Origin of the sequence: Paenibacillus sp. PvP094 (assembly GCF_040546835.1) — a bacterium.
In the GTDB taxonomy this organism is placed as follows: domain Bacteria; phylum Bacillota; class Bacilli; order Paenibacillales; family Paenibacillaceae; genus Paenibacillus; species Paenibacillus illinoisensis.
The window spans coordinates 2,354,044-2,370,975 of the sequence record NZ_JBEPOM010000001.1 but is presented as its reverse complement, the minus strand read 5'-3'; the positions used below and the strand labels follow the sequence as shown (position 1 = coordinate 2,370,975).

Here is a 16,932-nt window from a genome sequence, read left to right as displayed (position 1 = left end):
ACGTGATCCTCCCTTCATACGTTCAAACCTTCAAATGGTCTAGGTGAGGTGTACATCAGTTGCCTTTATCAATTGCAGCCTGATGATTCTTCACAAAGTCTTCAGGAGTGACCGCCTTGCCAAACAATGCCTGAATCATGTCCAGGTGCGCCTGAGCAGCAGCCGGTTTCATCTGCACATCTGCAAAGAGTGTCAGGCTGCTTGCCTGATTCAACTCGTTCAGCAGATCGATATAGAGCTGTGGCAGCTGTACTGCCGCCGTATCGACTTTAGTTGCCGGAATGACCCCGGCTTCGGTCACGGAGCTTTCACCCCATTTTTCCACAAAATACTGCACAAACTTCTGCGCTTCTTCCTTCACTTTGGAGTTCTGGGCCACAAACAGGCCTACGCCCGGTCCGCCTACCCAGCTGTTGATATCCCCTTTGCCGCCGTCAATCGTCGGGAATTTGAAAAATCCAACCTTATCCTTGAATTCCTGCGGAATATCCGGGTTCGTAGTAAAGTTCGGTAGTTCCCACGTTCCCATCAGGTACATGGCAGCCTTCTCATTCATGAATTCGGATTTGCCTTCGTCGTTGGACAACCCGTTAAAGCCCTTGTTGAATGCGTTCATATCGACAAGCTTCTGCACTTCTGCCGCAGCCTGGGTCAGGGCAGGATCTTCAAACTTGCCTGATCCACTAATCGCTTTCTCCAGCGCATCCCCGCCTAGACGATTCGCCAGATACATATACCAGAGTGAACCGGTCCAGCGGTCTTTATTCCCGAGTGCAATCGGCACTTCGCCGTTCTCAGTCAGCGTCTTCAGCACATTCAGGAATTCATCGTATGTGGCTGGCGGCTGCAAATTATATTTGGCAAAGATCGCTTTGTTGTAATAAATGGGTGAGATATTGAGCTCAATCGGAAGCGCATAGGTTTTGCCGTCTACCGCGTAAGCCTCTGTCGTTCCGGCGATGAACTTCTCACCAAGGGATCCATTCAGCAGTTCATCGAGCGGCGCAAACAGATTGCCCTTTACATAAGGCTCCAGGAAGCCTGCGGCCCAGGTTACCCCGACATCGGGAAGTTCATTGGATGCGGACAGAATCTTCAGCTTGTTCTTGTATTGTTCATTCTCCAGTACTTCCTGCTTGATCGTCACATTTGGATGATCCGTCTGATACTGCTGGATAATATCATTGACCAGCTTGTTCTGCTGTGCAGAACTGCCAGCCGGCCAGAGATGCATAAATTTCAGCGTGACCTTTCCGTCTGTGGTACCGCCCTCTCCGCCGCCATTACTGCCGGATTCGTTATCTCCACCGGAACCCGTGCTGCTGCACCCCGACAATATGACAGCGAGAACCAGCGTCCATGACAGAAGCATTGCCAGCGTTTTTTTGCTCATAATCCCAGCCCCCAATAGTGGTTTTTCGGTTAATGTAACCGCTTTATTAAAATTGTAGCACGGGCATCATCACGCTATAAGGTCAGGACGATTTGGTAAAACTCCACTATTTTAAGGTGAACTTGTTAACTCTTTTCATTTACGGCATGACGGTATTTGCTTGGACTGAGCCCCTCCAGGCTTTTGAAGACTTTGATAAAATATTTATCGGTCTGGTAGCCAACGCTCTCCGCGATCTCCGAGATGGGCATCGTTGTCTGCACCAGCAATTCCTTGGCCCGCTGTACCCGTTTACGCATGAGATACTCACTAAAATTCAGCCCGACCTGCTCCTTGAACAGCACGCTGAAATAACTGGAGTTCAGATGCAGCGAATCGGCAAGCTCACGCATGGTCATCGGTTCACCCAGATGTGCCTCAATGTACGCCAAAGCCTCGCCAATTGGGGTATTGCCCTGCTGTTCTCGCTCCTTGACCTCGAACAGCTTCGGATCAACCATCTCCTGTATCGTTTGGATGCGCCGCTGCTGTTCATGGACGTGCAGTGCCTTCTGTACCGTCTGGAGCAGCTGTTCTTTGTCAATCGGCTTGAGCAGATAATCGACCACACCGAGCTTGATCGCCTGGTGGACATAATTAAAGTCCGCATACCCCGACATAATCAGGACAGCCGGCTTGCTGGGAAAATGCTGAATGGCCTCCACCAGCGACAAGCCCGAGAATTCCGGCATGCGAACATCGGTGATCAGCAGATCTGCAGGCTGACTGGCGAGCCAATCCCTGGCTTCAACACCGCTTGCGGCCGTCTGAATCCGGTTCCGCCCAGTAGACCAGGCCTCAAGTGTTTTGCGTATGCCTTCTCTTGTACGCGGCTCGTCATCCACAATCAGAATGGTTTTCTCATGAATCATGTGCAGCCCCCGTTTCCCTCGGAATTTCAAAACATATGATGGTCCCTCTCCCTACTTCGCTCTCCACCACAAGTTTGGCTGCATCGCCCAGTTGGCTGCCAAAGTAGACTTTCAGCCGGCGATGCACATTGATCAGCCCGACTCCCGTTCCCTTGGTGGATGCAGCAGGCCCGCCGTCCAGAGCTTGAACAATGGATAGCAGACGTCCCTCATCCATGCCCGGCCCATTATCTTGGACCTTGACGCGTACACGACCTTCTACCGAGGAAGGTTCAACACGAATCTCCACCTTTCCCGGTTTTAACGTGTTTTCAATCCCGTGCAGTATCGCGTTTTCCACCAATGGCTGGATCAGCAGCTTGGGGATAGGTACGCTGCGCAGTTCCTCACTCAGCCTGATCTCCCACTGCATTCTCTCGCCCAGCCGCATCTGCATAATGTTTAAATACCGCTCCGCATGCTCCAGTTCGTCCGCGATCGTGACCCATTCATCCTGATGAGGACCCGGGATGATGTAGCGAAATAACCGGGACATGGCAATAACCCTAAGTGCCAGCTCCTCTTCTCCTTTTTCCTCCAAAGACCAATAGAATGCCTCCAGGGTGTTAAACAGAAAATGCGGATTAATCTGCGATTGTAGCGCCTTCAGCTCGGCCCGGGACTGCATGACTTCCTTCTCGTGCACCACACGTGTCAATTCGTTCTGCCTGTACACCATCTGGTTATACACATCATTCAGCTCATTGATCTCCATGGTGGAACTGACCATCAGATTCGGTCTCATCGCTCCGGGCTGTGCCCCGCGCATGGCCCGCATCAGCCGAATCAACGGACGTGTGATCATGGTGGACAGAAAAAAGGACATCACAAGAAACAGCCCCACACCAATGATTCCCGAAACGAGCAGCGCCGTTCTCAGGATCGATACACCTTCGGTTGTTTCTCCTAGCGGTGTCAGCACAGCAAGTGTCCATCCCGTCAGCTCGGACCTATGTCGAACAACGATATAGGATTCCTCTCCATTCTGAACGACGGACCCACTGTCCAAAATGGCCTTGGGATCAAGGTTAATCTGCAGATTGGAAGTCACCACTTCACCATCGCCGTCCAGCAGCAGGATGGAATCCTGCAAACCCTCTGACTCATTCGAATCATTCAGTTGGAAAAAACTGCGCTGCATCCGCACCACAACATAGCCCCCATGTTCAAAAGAATGCTCCAGCAGGTTGATTCGACGAATGGCGAGAAGTACACCCGGGTCTTCAGGGTCAGAGCCTGCCCACACTAATCTGCCTTTGCCTTCATCCGCTTGGGTGATCCAGCTGCGCTCCACTCGGAGATCCAGGGATCGGTCATCCATCGGGAATATACGGTTGTATCCGGTTGTGTAGATCTCCATACTTTGCGCCCCGTTAATAAAAGATTGATAGCTGCCTGCAATCTGAAGCAGTGCCTGACGTTGATTGAAGGTGGCCGGTTTACCATGCTTCTCGTCACTGAGCAGACGCTGCACATACGAATCATCCGCGACTTGGGCCGTCAACGAGTTCACCTGTGCAATGAGCGCGTCCAATCGACCACTGGCCTGCACTGCAGTCTGATGGATATGTTTCTCGGCATTGCTCTTTAGCAACGCAGCCACCCGGTCATAGGCCGTTACACCTGCGAGCAGCAGCACAATAAGCATCACCATGACGAAACCGACAAAGATCTGATTGCGAAGCGAGTTATAGCGCCCTGGTTTCCCCTGCAACTCTGTCCATTCTCCTTTCTGCATGTAAAAAAACCACCATCCTACTCCCTTGCTCTTGAGATTGAGTACACCGATGCTGGTTTCATTCACTTATTTAATTAAAGCGCTTGCAAAAGACAACGCTCGCTTTCTTTGTTTAATGATTAAACTAACGAATAAAAAATAGCACAGTTTCCCGGGTTAATCAATCCGTTCGAAACGTTCGTAGTGCATCCTTGAAATAAAAAAGAGAGGAGGACTCTTAGGTCCACCTCTCTATATTCACAAAGCTTTATTTTACAGAACCTTGGGTTACCCCGTTAATGATCCACTTCTGAGCAAACAGATAGATGATAATCATCGGCAGCAAGGCCAGCAGGTAGGATGCAAACGCCAGGTTAAAGTCGGTATTGAACTGACCCTGGAAGACGTATTGCACCAGCGGCAGCGTGTACTGTGCCGGATCACTGATAATGATGAGCGGCAGCAGGAAGTCATTGTAGGTGGACAGACATGTCAGAATACCAACCGTAGCACTGATTGGTGCCATGAGCGGGAAAATGATTTTCCAGAATGTGCCCCAGGTTGTTGCTCCATCCACAAAAGCTGCCTCCTCCAGTGCCACCGGAATGGACCGGATATATCCGACATACACGAAGACGTTAAAGGCGAGTCCATACACCGTATGTAATAAGGTCAAGCCAAGCAGGTTCGTCATCTCCAGTGAAGATGTCAGTTTGACAATCGGCAGCATGATGATCGGAAACGGAATGAACATCGCACTGACGAAGTAATAATACAGCCCTTTGAAAAACTTGCGTTTCTCCATATTGCGCGCGATAGCGTAAGCTACCATGGAGTTACTAAGGAGCGTCAAAATGACGGTTGATGCAGTAACGACAGCACTGTTACGGAACGATTGGAAGAAGTTCGTCATGTCGATGGCGCTTGCGAAGTTCTCCCAGTGCAATTCGGTCGGGAAGGCAAATACCGACTGGGCCATTTGCTCCGGATTTTTCAATGCGATCGTAACCGTCATATACAGCGGAAACAGGATAAACAATGTACCCAGAATAACGAGCAGCATAACGAGCCAGTTGGTGCGTGTACGACTTCTCATTACAGATCCATCTCCCTTCTTTGCAGGAACCGGATTTGCAGAATCGAGATTACCGCAATCACGATGAAGTAAATAACCGAGTTCGCAGATTGATACGCGTATTCTCCACCTTCAAATCCACCCGTATAGATCAGGTGAGAGATGGATTGCGTCGCCCGTCCGGGTCCACCATTGGTCAAGGCAACGATCTGATCGAAGACCATCAGGGAGTTTTTCATAGCCAGTACCATATTAATGGTGAAGAATGGTGCAATCAGCGGGAAGGTAATACTCCAGAATTCACGCCATTTGCCTGCACCGTCGAGGTTGGATGCCTCGTACAGCGTTGTTGGTATCGTTTGCAGTCCGGCCAGATAGAGAATCGTATTGAGTGCTACCGATTGCCATACGGCTACGATAACGATCCCGATCCATGCCAAACTTTCGCTACCAAGTATGTTCGTGGATAGCGCGTTGATGCCTAGATTTTGCCCCCAGATCGGGAATACATTGGAGAACAGGTAGTTAAATATGTAACCTACAATCAATACGCTCAAAATATTGGGCAGGAAGTAGATGCCGCGGAAAAAGTTACGGAACTTGATCTTGGCATTCAGCCCGAGAGCGATAAGCAGGCTCAGAATATTGGTGAGAATGGTCACCACAATCGCAAACTTGAATGTAAACCAGTAGGCATTGCCGACATTATCATCCTGAAACAGGTTGAAATAGTTTTTGAAACCGACGAAATCATAGCTTTTCCCAAAACCGTTGTAGTTCGTAAAGGAATAATAAATCCCCTGGAGAGCCGGCAGCGTCATAAACACGAAGAACAATACCACCGCCGGAACCGTCATCCAGTAATAGGGTGCCATACGTTTGTTCATACTCCATCCTCCTTCGGACAAGGCTTAACGCCGGTTTGCAACCTTGTCCCATTCTTTGTCGAGTGTATCCAGATAGTTGTCGATGTCTTTGTTCTGCAAAAAGGACTGTACGATGGAATTCAGCTGCACCGCAGCCGGAATATAGTGATCGGCAAAATCAATAACTTTGCCCTGCTCGATATATGGCGTCAGCTCCTGCACCGCAGGGTCGTCCTGTTCAACGCCTTCGACCGCCGCAAACAACGTTTGCTCTTCAATGTATTTCCCGATATTTTCGGGTTCCAGCAGGAATGCGATAAACTCTTCAGCCTGTTCCCGGTTTGGCGTATCTGCCGAGATCGTAAACAGGGAGTCGATGCCGTTCACCAGCTTGATCTGGCTTGGATCATTTCCGGTCGGGAACGGGAAGAAGCCGATATCCACATTCGGATTGGCTTTGCGAATCTCGGAGATCGCCCAGGTTCCCTGGATATACATGAATGCTTCGCCGTTGGCAAAAGCCCGGTTACCATCGGAATAGGCCTTACCGAAATTATCGCCATGACCGTAATTCATCAGTTCAAGCTGTTTCTCTGCCACTTCGCGATATTTATCCTTGAAGGTCACCTTGTTCTCGCGACGATCCAGATAGAAATCGATACCAACCAAGTTAGGTCCAAGAGCATTGAACGGCAGATTCGTCTGCCAGTCATCCTTGTACGTGAAGTAAAACGGAATTTTACCCGCGTCCTTGATCTTTTGAGCAGTAGCAATCAGCTCGTCCCATGTCTTGGGAACGTCGAGTCCCATTTCCTTAAACAGCGTTTTGTTGTACATGATGCCGTTTGCATTTGTTGCGTAAGGAATGCCTGTCACTTCCTCCATGCCTGTGACATCCTTCAGCATTTGTATGTAATTCGGATCAATCGTCTTGGTCAGCGAGCTGTCCGTCAGATCAGCGAAAATTTCACTTTGGGCCAGTATCGAATATGTATCGGTTGCACCCATGGCCATAATATCAGGCACATCGTTTTTGACTACGCGAGTCTTCAACACCGTCTCCGCATCTGGCGGATTCACCTGAGTGACCTGTATATCGGAGTGCTCCGCATTGAATGTCTTGATCAATTCGTCAAAGGTTCCTTTGGCTTCGGGTTTGTTCTGGAAGAATTCGATTTGCACTTTGCCGCTTGCGCTCTCCCCGCTTGTACAAGAAGATAGGAGCACAGCCATTAATCCACATAGCAACATTGTCCCGAGTGCCTTGGTAAGCGATGTTCTCATGTTGTACCTCCCTCAGCATTATATAAGTAAAGATATACCCATTAAATTGGTGGAATAACCATTTGGTTAATTCTTCCACGTGGAGCATGACATAAGGGCGGGCTATTCAACCCTTTATTATTTCTAAAACGGTTTCGATAAAAATGAATCACGGCGTTATTTTCCAGCACTGCTTGCTGCACAACAAAAAGAAGGACATCGGCCTATATCCAATGTCCTTCTTTTTTCCATTGTGCGTAATTGCAACACTTGATTAATGTCGCATTACCAACGTTCAATTTTGGGCAAGGCATTGCGCGATCGCTTGGCCCGGTAGCTCTTAAATGCACGGATTAACATTCCGATCACCAAGAGTATCACCCCAATGTTAATCGCTACATCAGCCAGGTTGAGAATGCCCCGGCCAGATGGAAATACTAGAAAATCCGTTACTTTTGCAAATACAAAACGGTCAATTGCATTTCCCAAGGCTCCACCGACCATGAAGCCTGCTCCTGCCTGCATCCAGAAACCGCGAATTTCACCTTTTCTCCGATAATACAGAATGCCGGCAATGAACAGAATGGCGACAACGCCGAACAGACGCGCATTTCCCTGAAACATGCTTCCCGCCATCCCGCTATTCTCATAATGCTGCAGCTGCATGCCCGAGTCACCGAGTCTCATCATGTCGCCGACTTCCATATACATTCTCACGGCCAGCTTGGTACCCTGATCCACCAGCGTAACCAGTAGTGCTATAAAATAAAACAGCATATTGTCTCTCCTCCTGCCCAACTCGTTTTGCCCTATCCTATGTAAACCTGTGGAATGTCCAAAGTTACGTTCCCTTCACTTTACCACAGCCGAAGTCGTGTCTCCAAATGGGCTCCGGTGAAAGGCATATTTAGAGCCAAACGATAACCCACTGCATCCGGGAGGGACCACCCTACCCTATGTCGAATGTAGATATGAACTACACATGAAAAGGGGCTGCCTGTAAATTGAACCTGACGATGACAGAGAGATTAAAGGAAATGCAGCAGGAAGAAAAGGACTTGGTATTCCGTACATTTGACTCTGAACTGGCCCTACAGCTTGGACTCCATCTGATCGAGGAGGCGAAACGTCGTTCACAGGCCGTAACCATCGACATTACCCTCCGTGGACATCGCCTTTTCCTGCATGCCATGGAAGGCACTCATCCGGACAACGAGGATTGGATCCGGCGTAAAAACAACGTGGTAAACCACTTCTCCTCCAGTTCATGGCATACCGCTCTACGTCTGCGCAGCGAGAATAAAACGCTTGAGCAGGATTTCAGCCTGCCTTCCTCTGACTTTGTACTGGCTGGTGGTGCCTTTCCATTGATTGTGGAGGGTCAGGGACAGATCGGAACAATTACGGTATCGGGTCTGCCCGATGAGGAAGACCACGACCTGGTCACCACTGGAATCCGTTCATTTTTGCTGCAGCAAGGCTAACGAAATGTAACAAGAAAAGCCCACCTGGTCCTTGCGGACCCAGGTGGGCTTGCCGTGTTTAGATCATTCCTTGGTTCATTGAATAGCTGACAAAACATCCAACAGCATGGATTTAAACTTCGGCCGATCGATGGCTTCACATACGCGCACGTTAGGTTCCTTGCCGAAACGTCCGTTGATATCCACCACGCTGTATCCACGCGTCAGTTCTCCTGCGGCTTCCACATCCACGTAATACTGGCCTGACTTCGTCATCAGCGATTCGTCTGCCGCTACCGCCATCAGCAGTGTATCCGGGTGTGTGGTTCCATTCAGCTTATGTACCGACTTGTTGAACTGCATAACGACTTTGTTGATCGCTGTGAAGAAATCAGCCCCGGATGTTCCAAGCGCTGCTATCTCTGCATGATCATCATCATCCATGACGGAGTATTGGGTGCACATCTCCCAGCCAACCATCGTTGTTGGAATGCCGGCATGCAGTACAATTTTAGCTGCTTCGGGGTCAACGTAGAAGTTGTACTCTGCCGCTGGCGTAATGTTGCCCAGCGCATTATTCGTACCGCCCATAATGTAGAGATGAGCAATCTCCGGAATAATCGTCGGGTCCTTTTGAATCGCCATCGCAATGTTGGTCAGGGGTGCAATCGCCAGAAGAGAAATCTCTCCCGGATTGGCATGAACCTTCTCGATAATAAAATCAACCGCGTGGCCGCTTTCGGGACGCTGATCTGCCTTGGGGAAATGCGCGCCGCCCATGCCGTCGTCGCCATGCACATCTTCCACTGTGCGGTGCTGCGCCTGCCCGTAGGCCATCAGCGGTCGTTCGCATCCTTTGTACACAGGCACCTTGCCGCCATGTCCAGCAACCTGCACGGTGTACAGGGCATTTTCAACCTCTTGGTCAAACTGGACGTTACCGCCCGTAATGGTGATGCCTTCCACTTGAAAGTGGTGCAGTGCCGTCAGGATCGCAATCGTATCGTCTCCTGCTGTATCTGTATCAATGATGACTTTTCTCATGATGCTGCGCTCCTTCTTCAGTTTGAAATTCATTTAGAACGAACATATAAGAAATACACACTCGCACTCCAAGTACAGAACAATCTTACGATCGCTGTTATCCTCAGATTTTTTTATACCTTCTGAAAAGGTGAAAATCCGATGATAAAGGCGAACGCTTCGCTTCTCCAGATTCTTTCTGTCCTCTTCGTACATGTGTAATTATTATATTCCCTCTAAATTATCATTTATCGCTAGGGTACATTTTACATCAAAAATGTACCGATGACGATGGAAACGCCGATGATAATGGATCGCAGCAGCTGGGCTACCGCCAGATTGCCTCTTGCAATCTCATCGCATACACGCATTCTGGGAATCAGGAAATCAAATATAATATAGACCAGACACAGAATAATGATTCCCAGTACAGACCATAACAGCATATCCAGCCATGAATGCGTGGAGAAGGACACCATACCGACAATGATGCACAGTCCCAGCAGCTTGCTGCCCATATACATTCCCGCCGCTTCGTTACCTTTGGCGATTTCCTCACTATCGTTATACCGGGTTAATTTGCTAAAAGCAAAATACCCACATACCAATACAACCAGCAGAATGCCGACGCCTACCGCTACATTCAGCAGGTTCAAACCCAAATTATCCATTCCTACTCCTCCTCATCATCCATTACTTCCATTTACTGCGGCCGCACAATAATAGGCCATATCTCCGGTCACTTTCTCCCCAATCCGGGGCAGTACACCGGCAAAACGTCCACCTATGACAAACACGCCTGTCAGCAGATAACCGCTATATTCCCCGTCTTCTGTCACGATGCTGGCCTGTTCCATCGGAACCAGCTGCTGATAAATCTTTGGTTGGTTGTTATAGTAAGCCGCGATATCTTCATCCTCGTCCAGTCCTGCTCCAGCCGCGCTACTCTCCGTTCCTTCACCCAGCAGCTGAGTGCCCCGGCCCTCACGACCCCAGTAGCTTTTTTCCACATAGGGAGTGGACTCCAGTTCAAAAGGGCCTGCTTCGAAATAGGTGGGCAGAAGATACCGGGAAATCGAATCCAGTTCCGCATTAGTAAACAGCCGAAAACCGCAGTACTCTGGCGTCTGTTCGTTGCGCTCATAGAGTGACCAGATCGCAGCCATGAAGCCTTTGCTCTGCATCAGGACATGCTGAACGGGGTTCATCAGCCCAAGCCGGCCTTCCTGTACCAGTGCAAGCAGTGCTGCACCGATGTCCACACCTGTTGTCTCATCCCGATCATCAACGAGATACTCCAGCGGATACAGACGATACAGCAGCTGAATCTCGTGCCCATCATGATACAGTGCCTCTCCGGGAACAATCTCAAGTTCCTCCAGAGGAGCATAACGCACCTCATATCCAGCCTCCTGGCAGCGTCTCATCAGATACTCCGTATTGGTCCGATCCTCCACATGCTCACCAAATGAGGTAAATGTCACTGGTCCTCGCAGCCCTTGCTCGGCATAAGACTCCAGCCACCTGCGGAAGCATTCCCGGATGCAGGCATTCATGTCCGCTGACGGCGCAGTGTATGCATCATCTTCAGCCATGCCTACCAAAATGCGCTCCAGAATCGCTGCTTCGGGTATACCAGTTGGGGTGTCGGTATTATTTTCGATACACTTGAACCCGGCCTCACCGATAATCCAGTCCTGACGCGTAATGCCCCCAGTCACTGTCTCCATCCTGGCTGTTGCAATGAGCCCTGGATGAATACCCAGCTGCTGTTCCAAAAAGCTATCCGGCATATACTGCTGGATGAACCGCATGACTTTGCAGTATATGCCGTCGATCAGCTCAACTGCACGCTGCAATTCCTGCATCTCTTCTGGAGTATACAGGGTTAGTGAGGGTACACAATATTGCTTGCCATACATCCGGTGATACGACACATGCTTCCCCGCCTCGCCCGCAAACACCTCTTCATGACCATAGGGCAATGAGTGAATATGCCTCATATCCTTTAGCCTCCCGAACTGCGGAAGAAGCTGCCAAATCCGCTCGATTTGGACTTCGAGTTACTATACGAGCTGTTCTTACTACTACTGCTGCTTCCACCGTATGAACCGCCATAATAATAATGCCCACTGCTGGAATCATACTCACATCCGGTGTCATAATCCGGGTCGCACTCGTCATTGCTGCCGCAGCCCGACAATACCGCAGGTACAGCCAGCATCAGGGAAAAGGCAACCAGCTTTGCCTTTGATCCGGGTTTTGATGAATGGTGCCGCTCTTCTTCTGTCATTACAGGTCTACCTCCTTCATAAAAAACAACACTTTCCGGCGATCCGCATCCAGCACCGAATACACGAATTCATACGTCGTTCCGTTACGAACCATATAATGGTCCAGCAGCCGTTCGGCGAGTTCCATCGTGTACGAGGAAGAGTCTGCGAGTTCCAACTCCTGAAATGCCTTTCCATTCCACAGCATGTACTCTGCGCTGTACATCGAGGACATTTTGCACATGGCCAGTGCAGCGTCCGCAATCGCTGTACCGTAATCTGCAGGCATCTGGCTTTCGTACGCAGTCACATAGATCGCATGATCCCGCAGATCCTCACATTCATTGGACAGGTGGGCCCACAGTTTGTTTTTCATCAGGGTTGCATCCACCAGCTTGCGCATAAACAGTTCATCCCGGGTAACAGATACGTGCTCCAGCTGCCCGGTCTCAGCCTGCCGATCGTCCGACCAGCTTCGATAAGTCAATGCGTAATAGATAACGATAACCTCCCTTTTGTGTAGCTCTAAGTTGAGCCGCTTCAAATCATACAAACGTATTTAACGCATGAGAAGGGAAAAAGTTACACTATTCCCTATGACATGTAAATAAGGACATTCGCAATGCACCTTTTGAAGCCTATTGCAGTGTAGGATGACTGGATTCACCATCCGGAAAACAAAAAGGCCGGAGACCATTCTCCGACCTTTCAAGTTCGTCCTTGCTTTGACGAACGATCATAATTCAGCCCATTGGGCCAATAGCTCGTTGTATTCACCCGACAGCTGCTCACGTTCATTCCACAGCTGTTCCAGCTCAGCAGAGCTCGCCTGCATTTCAAGCTGGTGGTCGAGCTCCTGAATCTGTGCCTCCAGACGAGCCAGCTTCTGTTCGAGCTGCTCGGCCGACTGTCGTTTCCCCGTTCCATTCTCTCCTTGGCGAGAATTACGTTGTTCCTTAGATTCGGCACGCTCACGAGGAAGGGCCGGAATAGGAACGGCATGCTGGGCCGCTTCACCTGCTCGCATTTGCAGTTCAAGCTTTTTCTCCCGATAGGCTTCATAATCCCCGAGATAGGTGGTCATCTCACCATTCTCCAGCTCCCAGACACGTGAAACCACACGGTTCACGAAGTAGCGGTCATGAGAGATCGCAAGCACCGTGCCTTCAAAGTCAACCAAGGATTCTTCCAGTGCTTCTCTTGAAGCAATGTCCAGGTGGTTGGTTGGTTCATCCAGCAGCAGTACGTTCGGCTTCCGATGCACCAGCAGGGATAACCGTAGACGGGTCCACTCCCCGCCAGATAACTGCCCAACCGAGCGGAATACATCTGCCCCATAGAACAGGTACCTTGCCAGAATGCCACGTGCTTCGCCTTCTTCCACACCTGCCTCCAGGCGGAAATGTTCAAGCACACTTAGCTTCGGATTGGAAGGCTCCTCCTGCTGTGCCAGATAGCCGACATCCACGCGGGCTCCCCATTCAAGCTGACCAGAAGTAGCCTGCTCTTCTCCCAGCAGCAGCTTGAACAATGTGGTCTTGCCTGAGCCATTACGGCCAATCAGGGCCACCTTGTCTCCGAACTCCAGTAGCGCTGAAACGCCGCGCAGGATCGGACGTTCTCCGTAAGCCTTCTCCACCTGTTCAATTACCGCCACGCGGCGGCCCGTGCGGTCTGTAGGACGCACATCAAAATCCGCATTGCGCCGCTCCAGCACAGGGCGCTTCACCTGCTCCATCCGCTCCAGTGCCTTCCGCATCGAAGCGGCCCGCCGGAAGAACTTCTCGTTCCCGCCAATGCGTCCCCATTCCTCCAACTGACGGATCGTTTCCTTCATTTTCTTCATGACCTTCTGCTGCTCCTTGAACTCCTCAAATTGCTGCAGAAGCCGTTGTTCCTTCACCTTCATGTATTCCGTATAACCGCCTGCTGACGTTTGCGCTTCGCCATCTTCCAGCTCCAGCGTTCGGGTCACCACCCGGTCCAGAAAATAACGGTCATGGGAGATCAGCACGATCGTGCCTGTGTACTCCCGTAGATAGCCTTCCAGCCATTCCACCCGCTCCAGATCAAGGTGATTGGTCGGCTCATCCAGCAGCAGCAGATCTGGACGGACGATTAGCTGCGAAGCAAGTACGACGCGGGTCTGCTCTCCTCCGGAGAGGGAACCGAACCTCCAGCCATAGTGTGCTTTGGCAATATCCAGCCCGTCCGCCACCTGATCAATCCGTGCGTCCATCTCATACCCGCCCTCACGTTCAAACTGCTCCTGCAGTGCGGCATATCGTTTCAACAAGCGTTCCAATTGGTCTGGATCTGCTGCATAGTCTGGATCAGACATCTGCTGCTCCATTTCCTTCATGCGGCTGCGGCACTCCATAAGCGCTTTGAATCCCAGAGCCAGCACATCCAGTACCGTATAATCATCCAGTCCCTCCGGCACCTGCGCTACATAGCCGATCCGTGTATCTTTTTTGATCATTAATTGCCCTTCGTCCGGCTGATTCAGCCGGGCCATCAGACGCATCAGTGTCGTTTTGCCGCTTCCGTTGCGGCCGATGAGGGCGACTTTGTCCCCCTCCATAATCTCAAAAGTAATGCCGTCCAGCACCAGATGTGCTCCGTGATATTGAGTCAGTTGTTGCGCGCTAATGATCATCATAATAAGGTTCCTCCTATGGTATGGAAGATCCTGACCGCAACACAAAAAGAGCCGCAGAGGTTAGCTCCGCGGCCCTTCAGAATTCAAGCTTAATCGCTTATCGTCCGAATGAGGTCAAGGCAGGCATCTTCTCGCAATGGTTAACTTCCGTATATTCAAAATTGGACAGACTTCTCCCGTTGTAGCGAAAAGTGTGAACAATGCCAGCCATAGCAATCGGCAGCTGGCTAATACGGTTGTTAAGCATCTCGTGATTCACCTGTCTTCACCTCCCTTGTCATAATTAATGCCAATATATCACAGACGATTGCATCTCTGCAACCATGTCATGCGCCTATCATCCTCGTCCCTTTTGTAGACGTCACCTCAGACGGCTACAGTTATTACCTAAGATATGTCATCTTAATATCAACTAGGGAATCCAAATTTATTTCAATACTCATGTCTTCATGTTCATTAATGGCAATCAACGTTTTACCTCTAACACTTAATTTTTTTATAGGATTGGTTTCATCCAAAAAAATACTCCAGATCAAACTGTCGTTTGCGTCTGTGCAGGCAATGAAGCCTTCATTCCCCATTTGGCCATCCCCGCCATAGATTTTTCCACCCTGATAGTCCATACTTGTCCAAGCATCAACTGCGGTCCAATAATCATCGTTATATTTAACAATGCTCTCGATGGTTGTATCACACAGGGGAGTACAGGAGATTGTGCGCTCATTATTGTTAGGGTTGTAATATTTGCTGATATTTAAGATGATGATGTCTCCATTTGCAAAAGCAATGCAATTCATTCCGGGTAACTCACGTTGTTCAGCAGACCAGTGTTTCATGATTAGACTGTTCATTATGTTATCCTTTCAGTTATTGCATCAAGTCCGTGGCTCTTTCCCCCTAGACCTGATCATTTCCTTCTCCGACGCTGCAGCACAAGAGCGGTAATGGCGACCGTGATCAACGTCAATAAGCCCGATGTACCCAGAGCTGCACCAAGCAGTGCATATCCGATACCATTCCATCCACCAATATCGATGCTGATCATGATGACAACGGCCCCGCCAAGCAGCGTCAGACACGGCAGGATCGACTGAATCCACGTCATTCTGCGCCCTTGCATCCGATACACCATCCATTCTATCAGCAGCTGCACCAACCACATGCCAACCGTCCACAGAATAACGATATCCACAAAATCCTCTCCTTACGATCGGATATTAATACCGCAGTCCCTTACTTCAACCAGTCTGCAAAAAAGTTCCGGTACCCTTCTTTCATAATTGTGCGCGAAAAGGCTCCAAACGCATACTCCCGGTTGTCCTCCGATACACTGCGCGGGGCTGCCGCAGCCATGTTCACCAGTTCAAACCAGTTATCCTCATTGCCTGCAAAGGCATGTGTAGAACGAATATGGCCGTAGCATGCATGCTCCGGCTTCACGATCATTTTGCCCATAGCCATCGCTTCCGTCAGGGGCATCGCAAACGTATCAAACGCAGAGCAGCTCCAATACACCTTGGCAGAGTTCATCAGAGTAAAGACTTCATCCTGGGTCAATGCAAACTGAAGTTTCACATTGTCCGGTATGTCGTACTTCTTCATGCTCTCCTCATAACGCCGTCCGCCAAATACCATGTACACTTCCTTGTCCGGGTTCTGCCGGGCATATTCCAGCACCAGATCCGGGCGACGATTCGCTTCATCCCGGCCGATCCAGAGCACGCGGTTGTGCACGACCTGACTTGGGTCATAATGGCGGTGTGCCAGTTCCTCATTGAAGCCGATCGGAATGACGCTCACGTCATGTACGCCGAAGTTGCGTCCGAGTTCTGTTTTCAAAAACTCTGTCTGCACAATGGCTTTATCCACCATGCTATAGAATGGCTTCATCATCTCATACCCCGTCAGTGCCGGGTCAGGGAAGCTGTGCGGAAACAGTACACTTTTGGGCAAAAACATCTTCAAAAACGTAAACCCGGATACCGTGTAGATGACATGCTCTATATTTTGGCTATATATCTGGTCAAGCACGATATCGTAGTTTACCAGATCTCCCTTCTCGTGTTCATAACCGGGCAGCCAGTCATACCCGCTCACATGGCGCTCCGGCGATATAAACACAATATCTACCCCAAGCTCCAGACCGATCTGCTTCAGCCGATCAGCGAATACGCGTGGGCCCTGCGCCTCGGTGAATTGAATTTTGCGCATAACGAGTCCTACTTTACGCATGTTCTGCCCCCTCAT

At 50.0% G+C, this 16,932-nt stretch carries 18 protein-coding genes; 1 reads left to right on the top strand and 17 read right to left on the bottom strand.

Features of this window, described 5'->3' with window-relative positions:
- Positions 1-55: 55 nt before the first annotated feature.
- The 7 genes from ABIC22_RS11015 to lspA all read right to left on the bottom strand — a co-directional run bounded on the left by ABIC22_RS11015 (position 56) and on the right by lspA (position 8,041).
- On the bottom strand, positions 56-1,393 hold the full coding sequence (locus tag ABIC22_RS11015) for an extracellular solute-binding protein (protein WP_354480778.1): 1,338 nt from the start codon (positions 1,391-1,393) through the stop codon (positions 56-58).
- Between the two features lie 125 nt (positions 1,394-1,518).
- Positions 1,519-2,304 (bottom strand): response regulator, encoded by a 786-nt coding sequence (locus ABIC22_RS11010; RefSeq protein ID WP_354480776.1) that lies wholly within the window; start codon positions 2,302-2,304, stop codon positions 1,519-1,521.
- Positions 2,294-4,081 carry a cache domain-containing sensor histidine kinase gene (locus ABIC22_RS11005; RefSeq protein WP_354480774.1) on the bottom strand — a complete coding sequence of 596 codons (1,788 nt, stop codon included), beginning with the start codon at positions 4,079-4,081 and terminating at the stop codon, positions 2,294-2,296. The genes ABIC22_RS11010 and ABIC22_RS11005 overlap by 11 nt, the downstream gene beginning before the upstream one ends.
- Before the next feature lie 247 nt (positions 4,082-4,328).
- A complete protein-coding gene (locus ABIC22_RS11000) occupies positions 4,329-5,156 on the bottom strand; it encodes a carbohydrate ABC transporter permease (protein ID WP_127537426.1) in 828 nt (275 codons plus the stop codon).
- Entirely contained in the window at positions 5,156-6,022 is an 867-nt protein-coding gene (locus tag ABIC22_RS10995; protein ID WP_095290884.1) for a carbohydrate ABC transporter permease, read from the bottom strand. The genes ABIC22_RS11000 and ABIC22_RS10995 overlap by 1 nt, the downstream gene beginning before the upstream one ends.
- A 24-nt stretch (positions 6,023-6,046) precedes the next feature.
- Positions 6,047-7,252: an ABC transporter substrate-binding protein gene (locus ABIC22_RS10990; protein WP_127537646.1), complete on the bottom strand. Its 1,206-nt coding sequence runs from the start codon at positions 7,250-7,252 to the stop codon at positions 6,047-6,049.
- A gap of 297 nt (positions 7,253-7,549) precedes the next feature.
- Entirely contained in the window at positions 7,550-8,041 is a 492-nt protein-coding gene (gene lspA / locus ABIC22_RS10985; protein WP_127537427.1) for a signal peptidase II, read from the bottom strand.
- 227 nt (positions 8,042-8,268) lie between these two features.
- On the opposite strand from lspA, the gene ABIC22_RS10980 reads away from it, so the two are divergent.
- Positions 8,269-8,748 carry a heme-degrading domain-containing protein gene (locus ABIC22_RS10980; protein WP_354480771.1) on the top strand — a complete coding sequence of 160 codons (480 nt, stop codon included), beginning with the start codon at positions 8,269-8,271 and terminating at the stop codon, positions 8,746-8,748.
- Between the two features lie 75 nt (positions 8,749-8,823).
- On the opposite strand, the gene ABIC22_RS10975 is transcribed toward ABIC22_RS10980, so the two are convergent.
- The 10 genes from ABIC22_RS10975 to ABIC22_RS10930 all read right to left on the bottom strand — a co-directional run bounded on the left by ABIC22_RS10975 (position 8,824) and on the right by ABIC22_RS10930 (position 16,917).
- Positions 8,824-9,771, bottom strand: a complete 948-nt coding sequence (locus ABIC22_RS10975; protein ID WP_095360156.1) for a nucleoside hydrolase — start codon at positions 9,769-9,771, stop codon at positions 8,824-8,826.
- 245 nt (positions 9,772-10,016) lie between these two features.
- Positions 10,017-10,421: a DUF350 domain-containing protein gene (locus tag ABIC22_RS10970; RefSeq protein ID WP_127537428.1), complete on the bottom strand. Its 405-nt coding sequence runs from the start codon at positions 10,419-10,421 to the stop codon at positions 10,017-10,019.
- A gap of 15 nt (positions 10,422-10,436) precedes the next feature.
- The gene (locus ABIC22_RS10965) at positions 10,437-11,753 is read right to left on the bottom strand and encodes a glutathionylspermidine synthase family protein (RefSeq protein WP_354480769.1); all 1,317 of its coding nucleotides are present in this window, start codon (positions 11,751-11,753) and stop codon (positions 10,437-10,439) included.
- A 5-nt stretch (positions 11,754-11,758) separates the two neighbouring features.
- On the bottom strand, positions 11,759-12,043 hold the full coding sequence (locus tag ABIC22_RS10960; RefSeq protein ID WP_354480767.1) for a hypothetical protein: 285 nt from the start codon (positions 12,041-12,043) through the stop codon (positions 11,759-11,761).
- Positions 12,043-12,576, bottom strand: coding sequence for a hypothetical protein (locus ABIC22_RS10955; RefSeq protein WP_354480765.1), 534 nt, complete (start codon positions 12,574-12,576; stop codon positions 12,043-12,045). The genes ABIC22_RS10960 and ABIC22_RS10955 overlap by 1 nt, the downstream gene beginning before the upstream one ends.
- 183 nt (positions 12,577-12,759) lie before the next feature.
- Complete coding sequence (abc-f, locus tag ABIC22_RS10950; protein ID WP_354480763.1) at positions 12,760-14,685, bottom strand: ribosomal protection-like ABC-F family protein; 1,926 nt, start codon at positions 14,683-14,685, stop codon at positions 12,760-12,762.
- A 97-nt stretch (positions 14,686-14,782) separates the two neighbouring features.
- Positions 14,783-14,944: a hypothetical protein gene (locus tag ABIC22_RS10945; protein WP_170948208.1), complete on the bottom strand. Its 162-nt coding sequence runs from the start codon at positions 14,942-14,944 to the stop codon at positions 14,783-14,785.
- 124 nt (positions 14,945-15,068) lie between these two features.
- A complete protein-coding gene (locus ABIC22_RS10940; protein WP_354480761.1) occupies positions 15,069-15,536 on the bottom strand; it encodes a hypothetical protein in 468 nt (155 codons plus the stop codon).
- A 56-nt stretch (positions 15,537-15,592) separates the two neighbouring features.
- Positions 15,593-15,877 carry a hypothetical protein gene (locus ABIC22_RS10935; protein ID WP_127537433.1) on the bottom strand — a complete coding sequence of 95 codons (285 nt, stop codon included), beginning with the start codon at positions 15,875-15,877 and terminating at the stop codon, positions 15,593-15,595.
- 41 nt (positions 15,878-15,918) lie between these two features.
- Entirely contained in the window at positions 15,919-16,917 is a 999-nt protein-coding gene (locus ABIC22_RS10930) for a glycosyltransferase (RefSeq protein ID WP_354480758.1), read from the bottom strand.
- Positions 16,918-16,932: the final 15 nt, after the last annotated feature.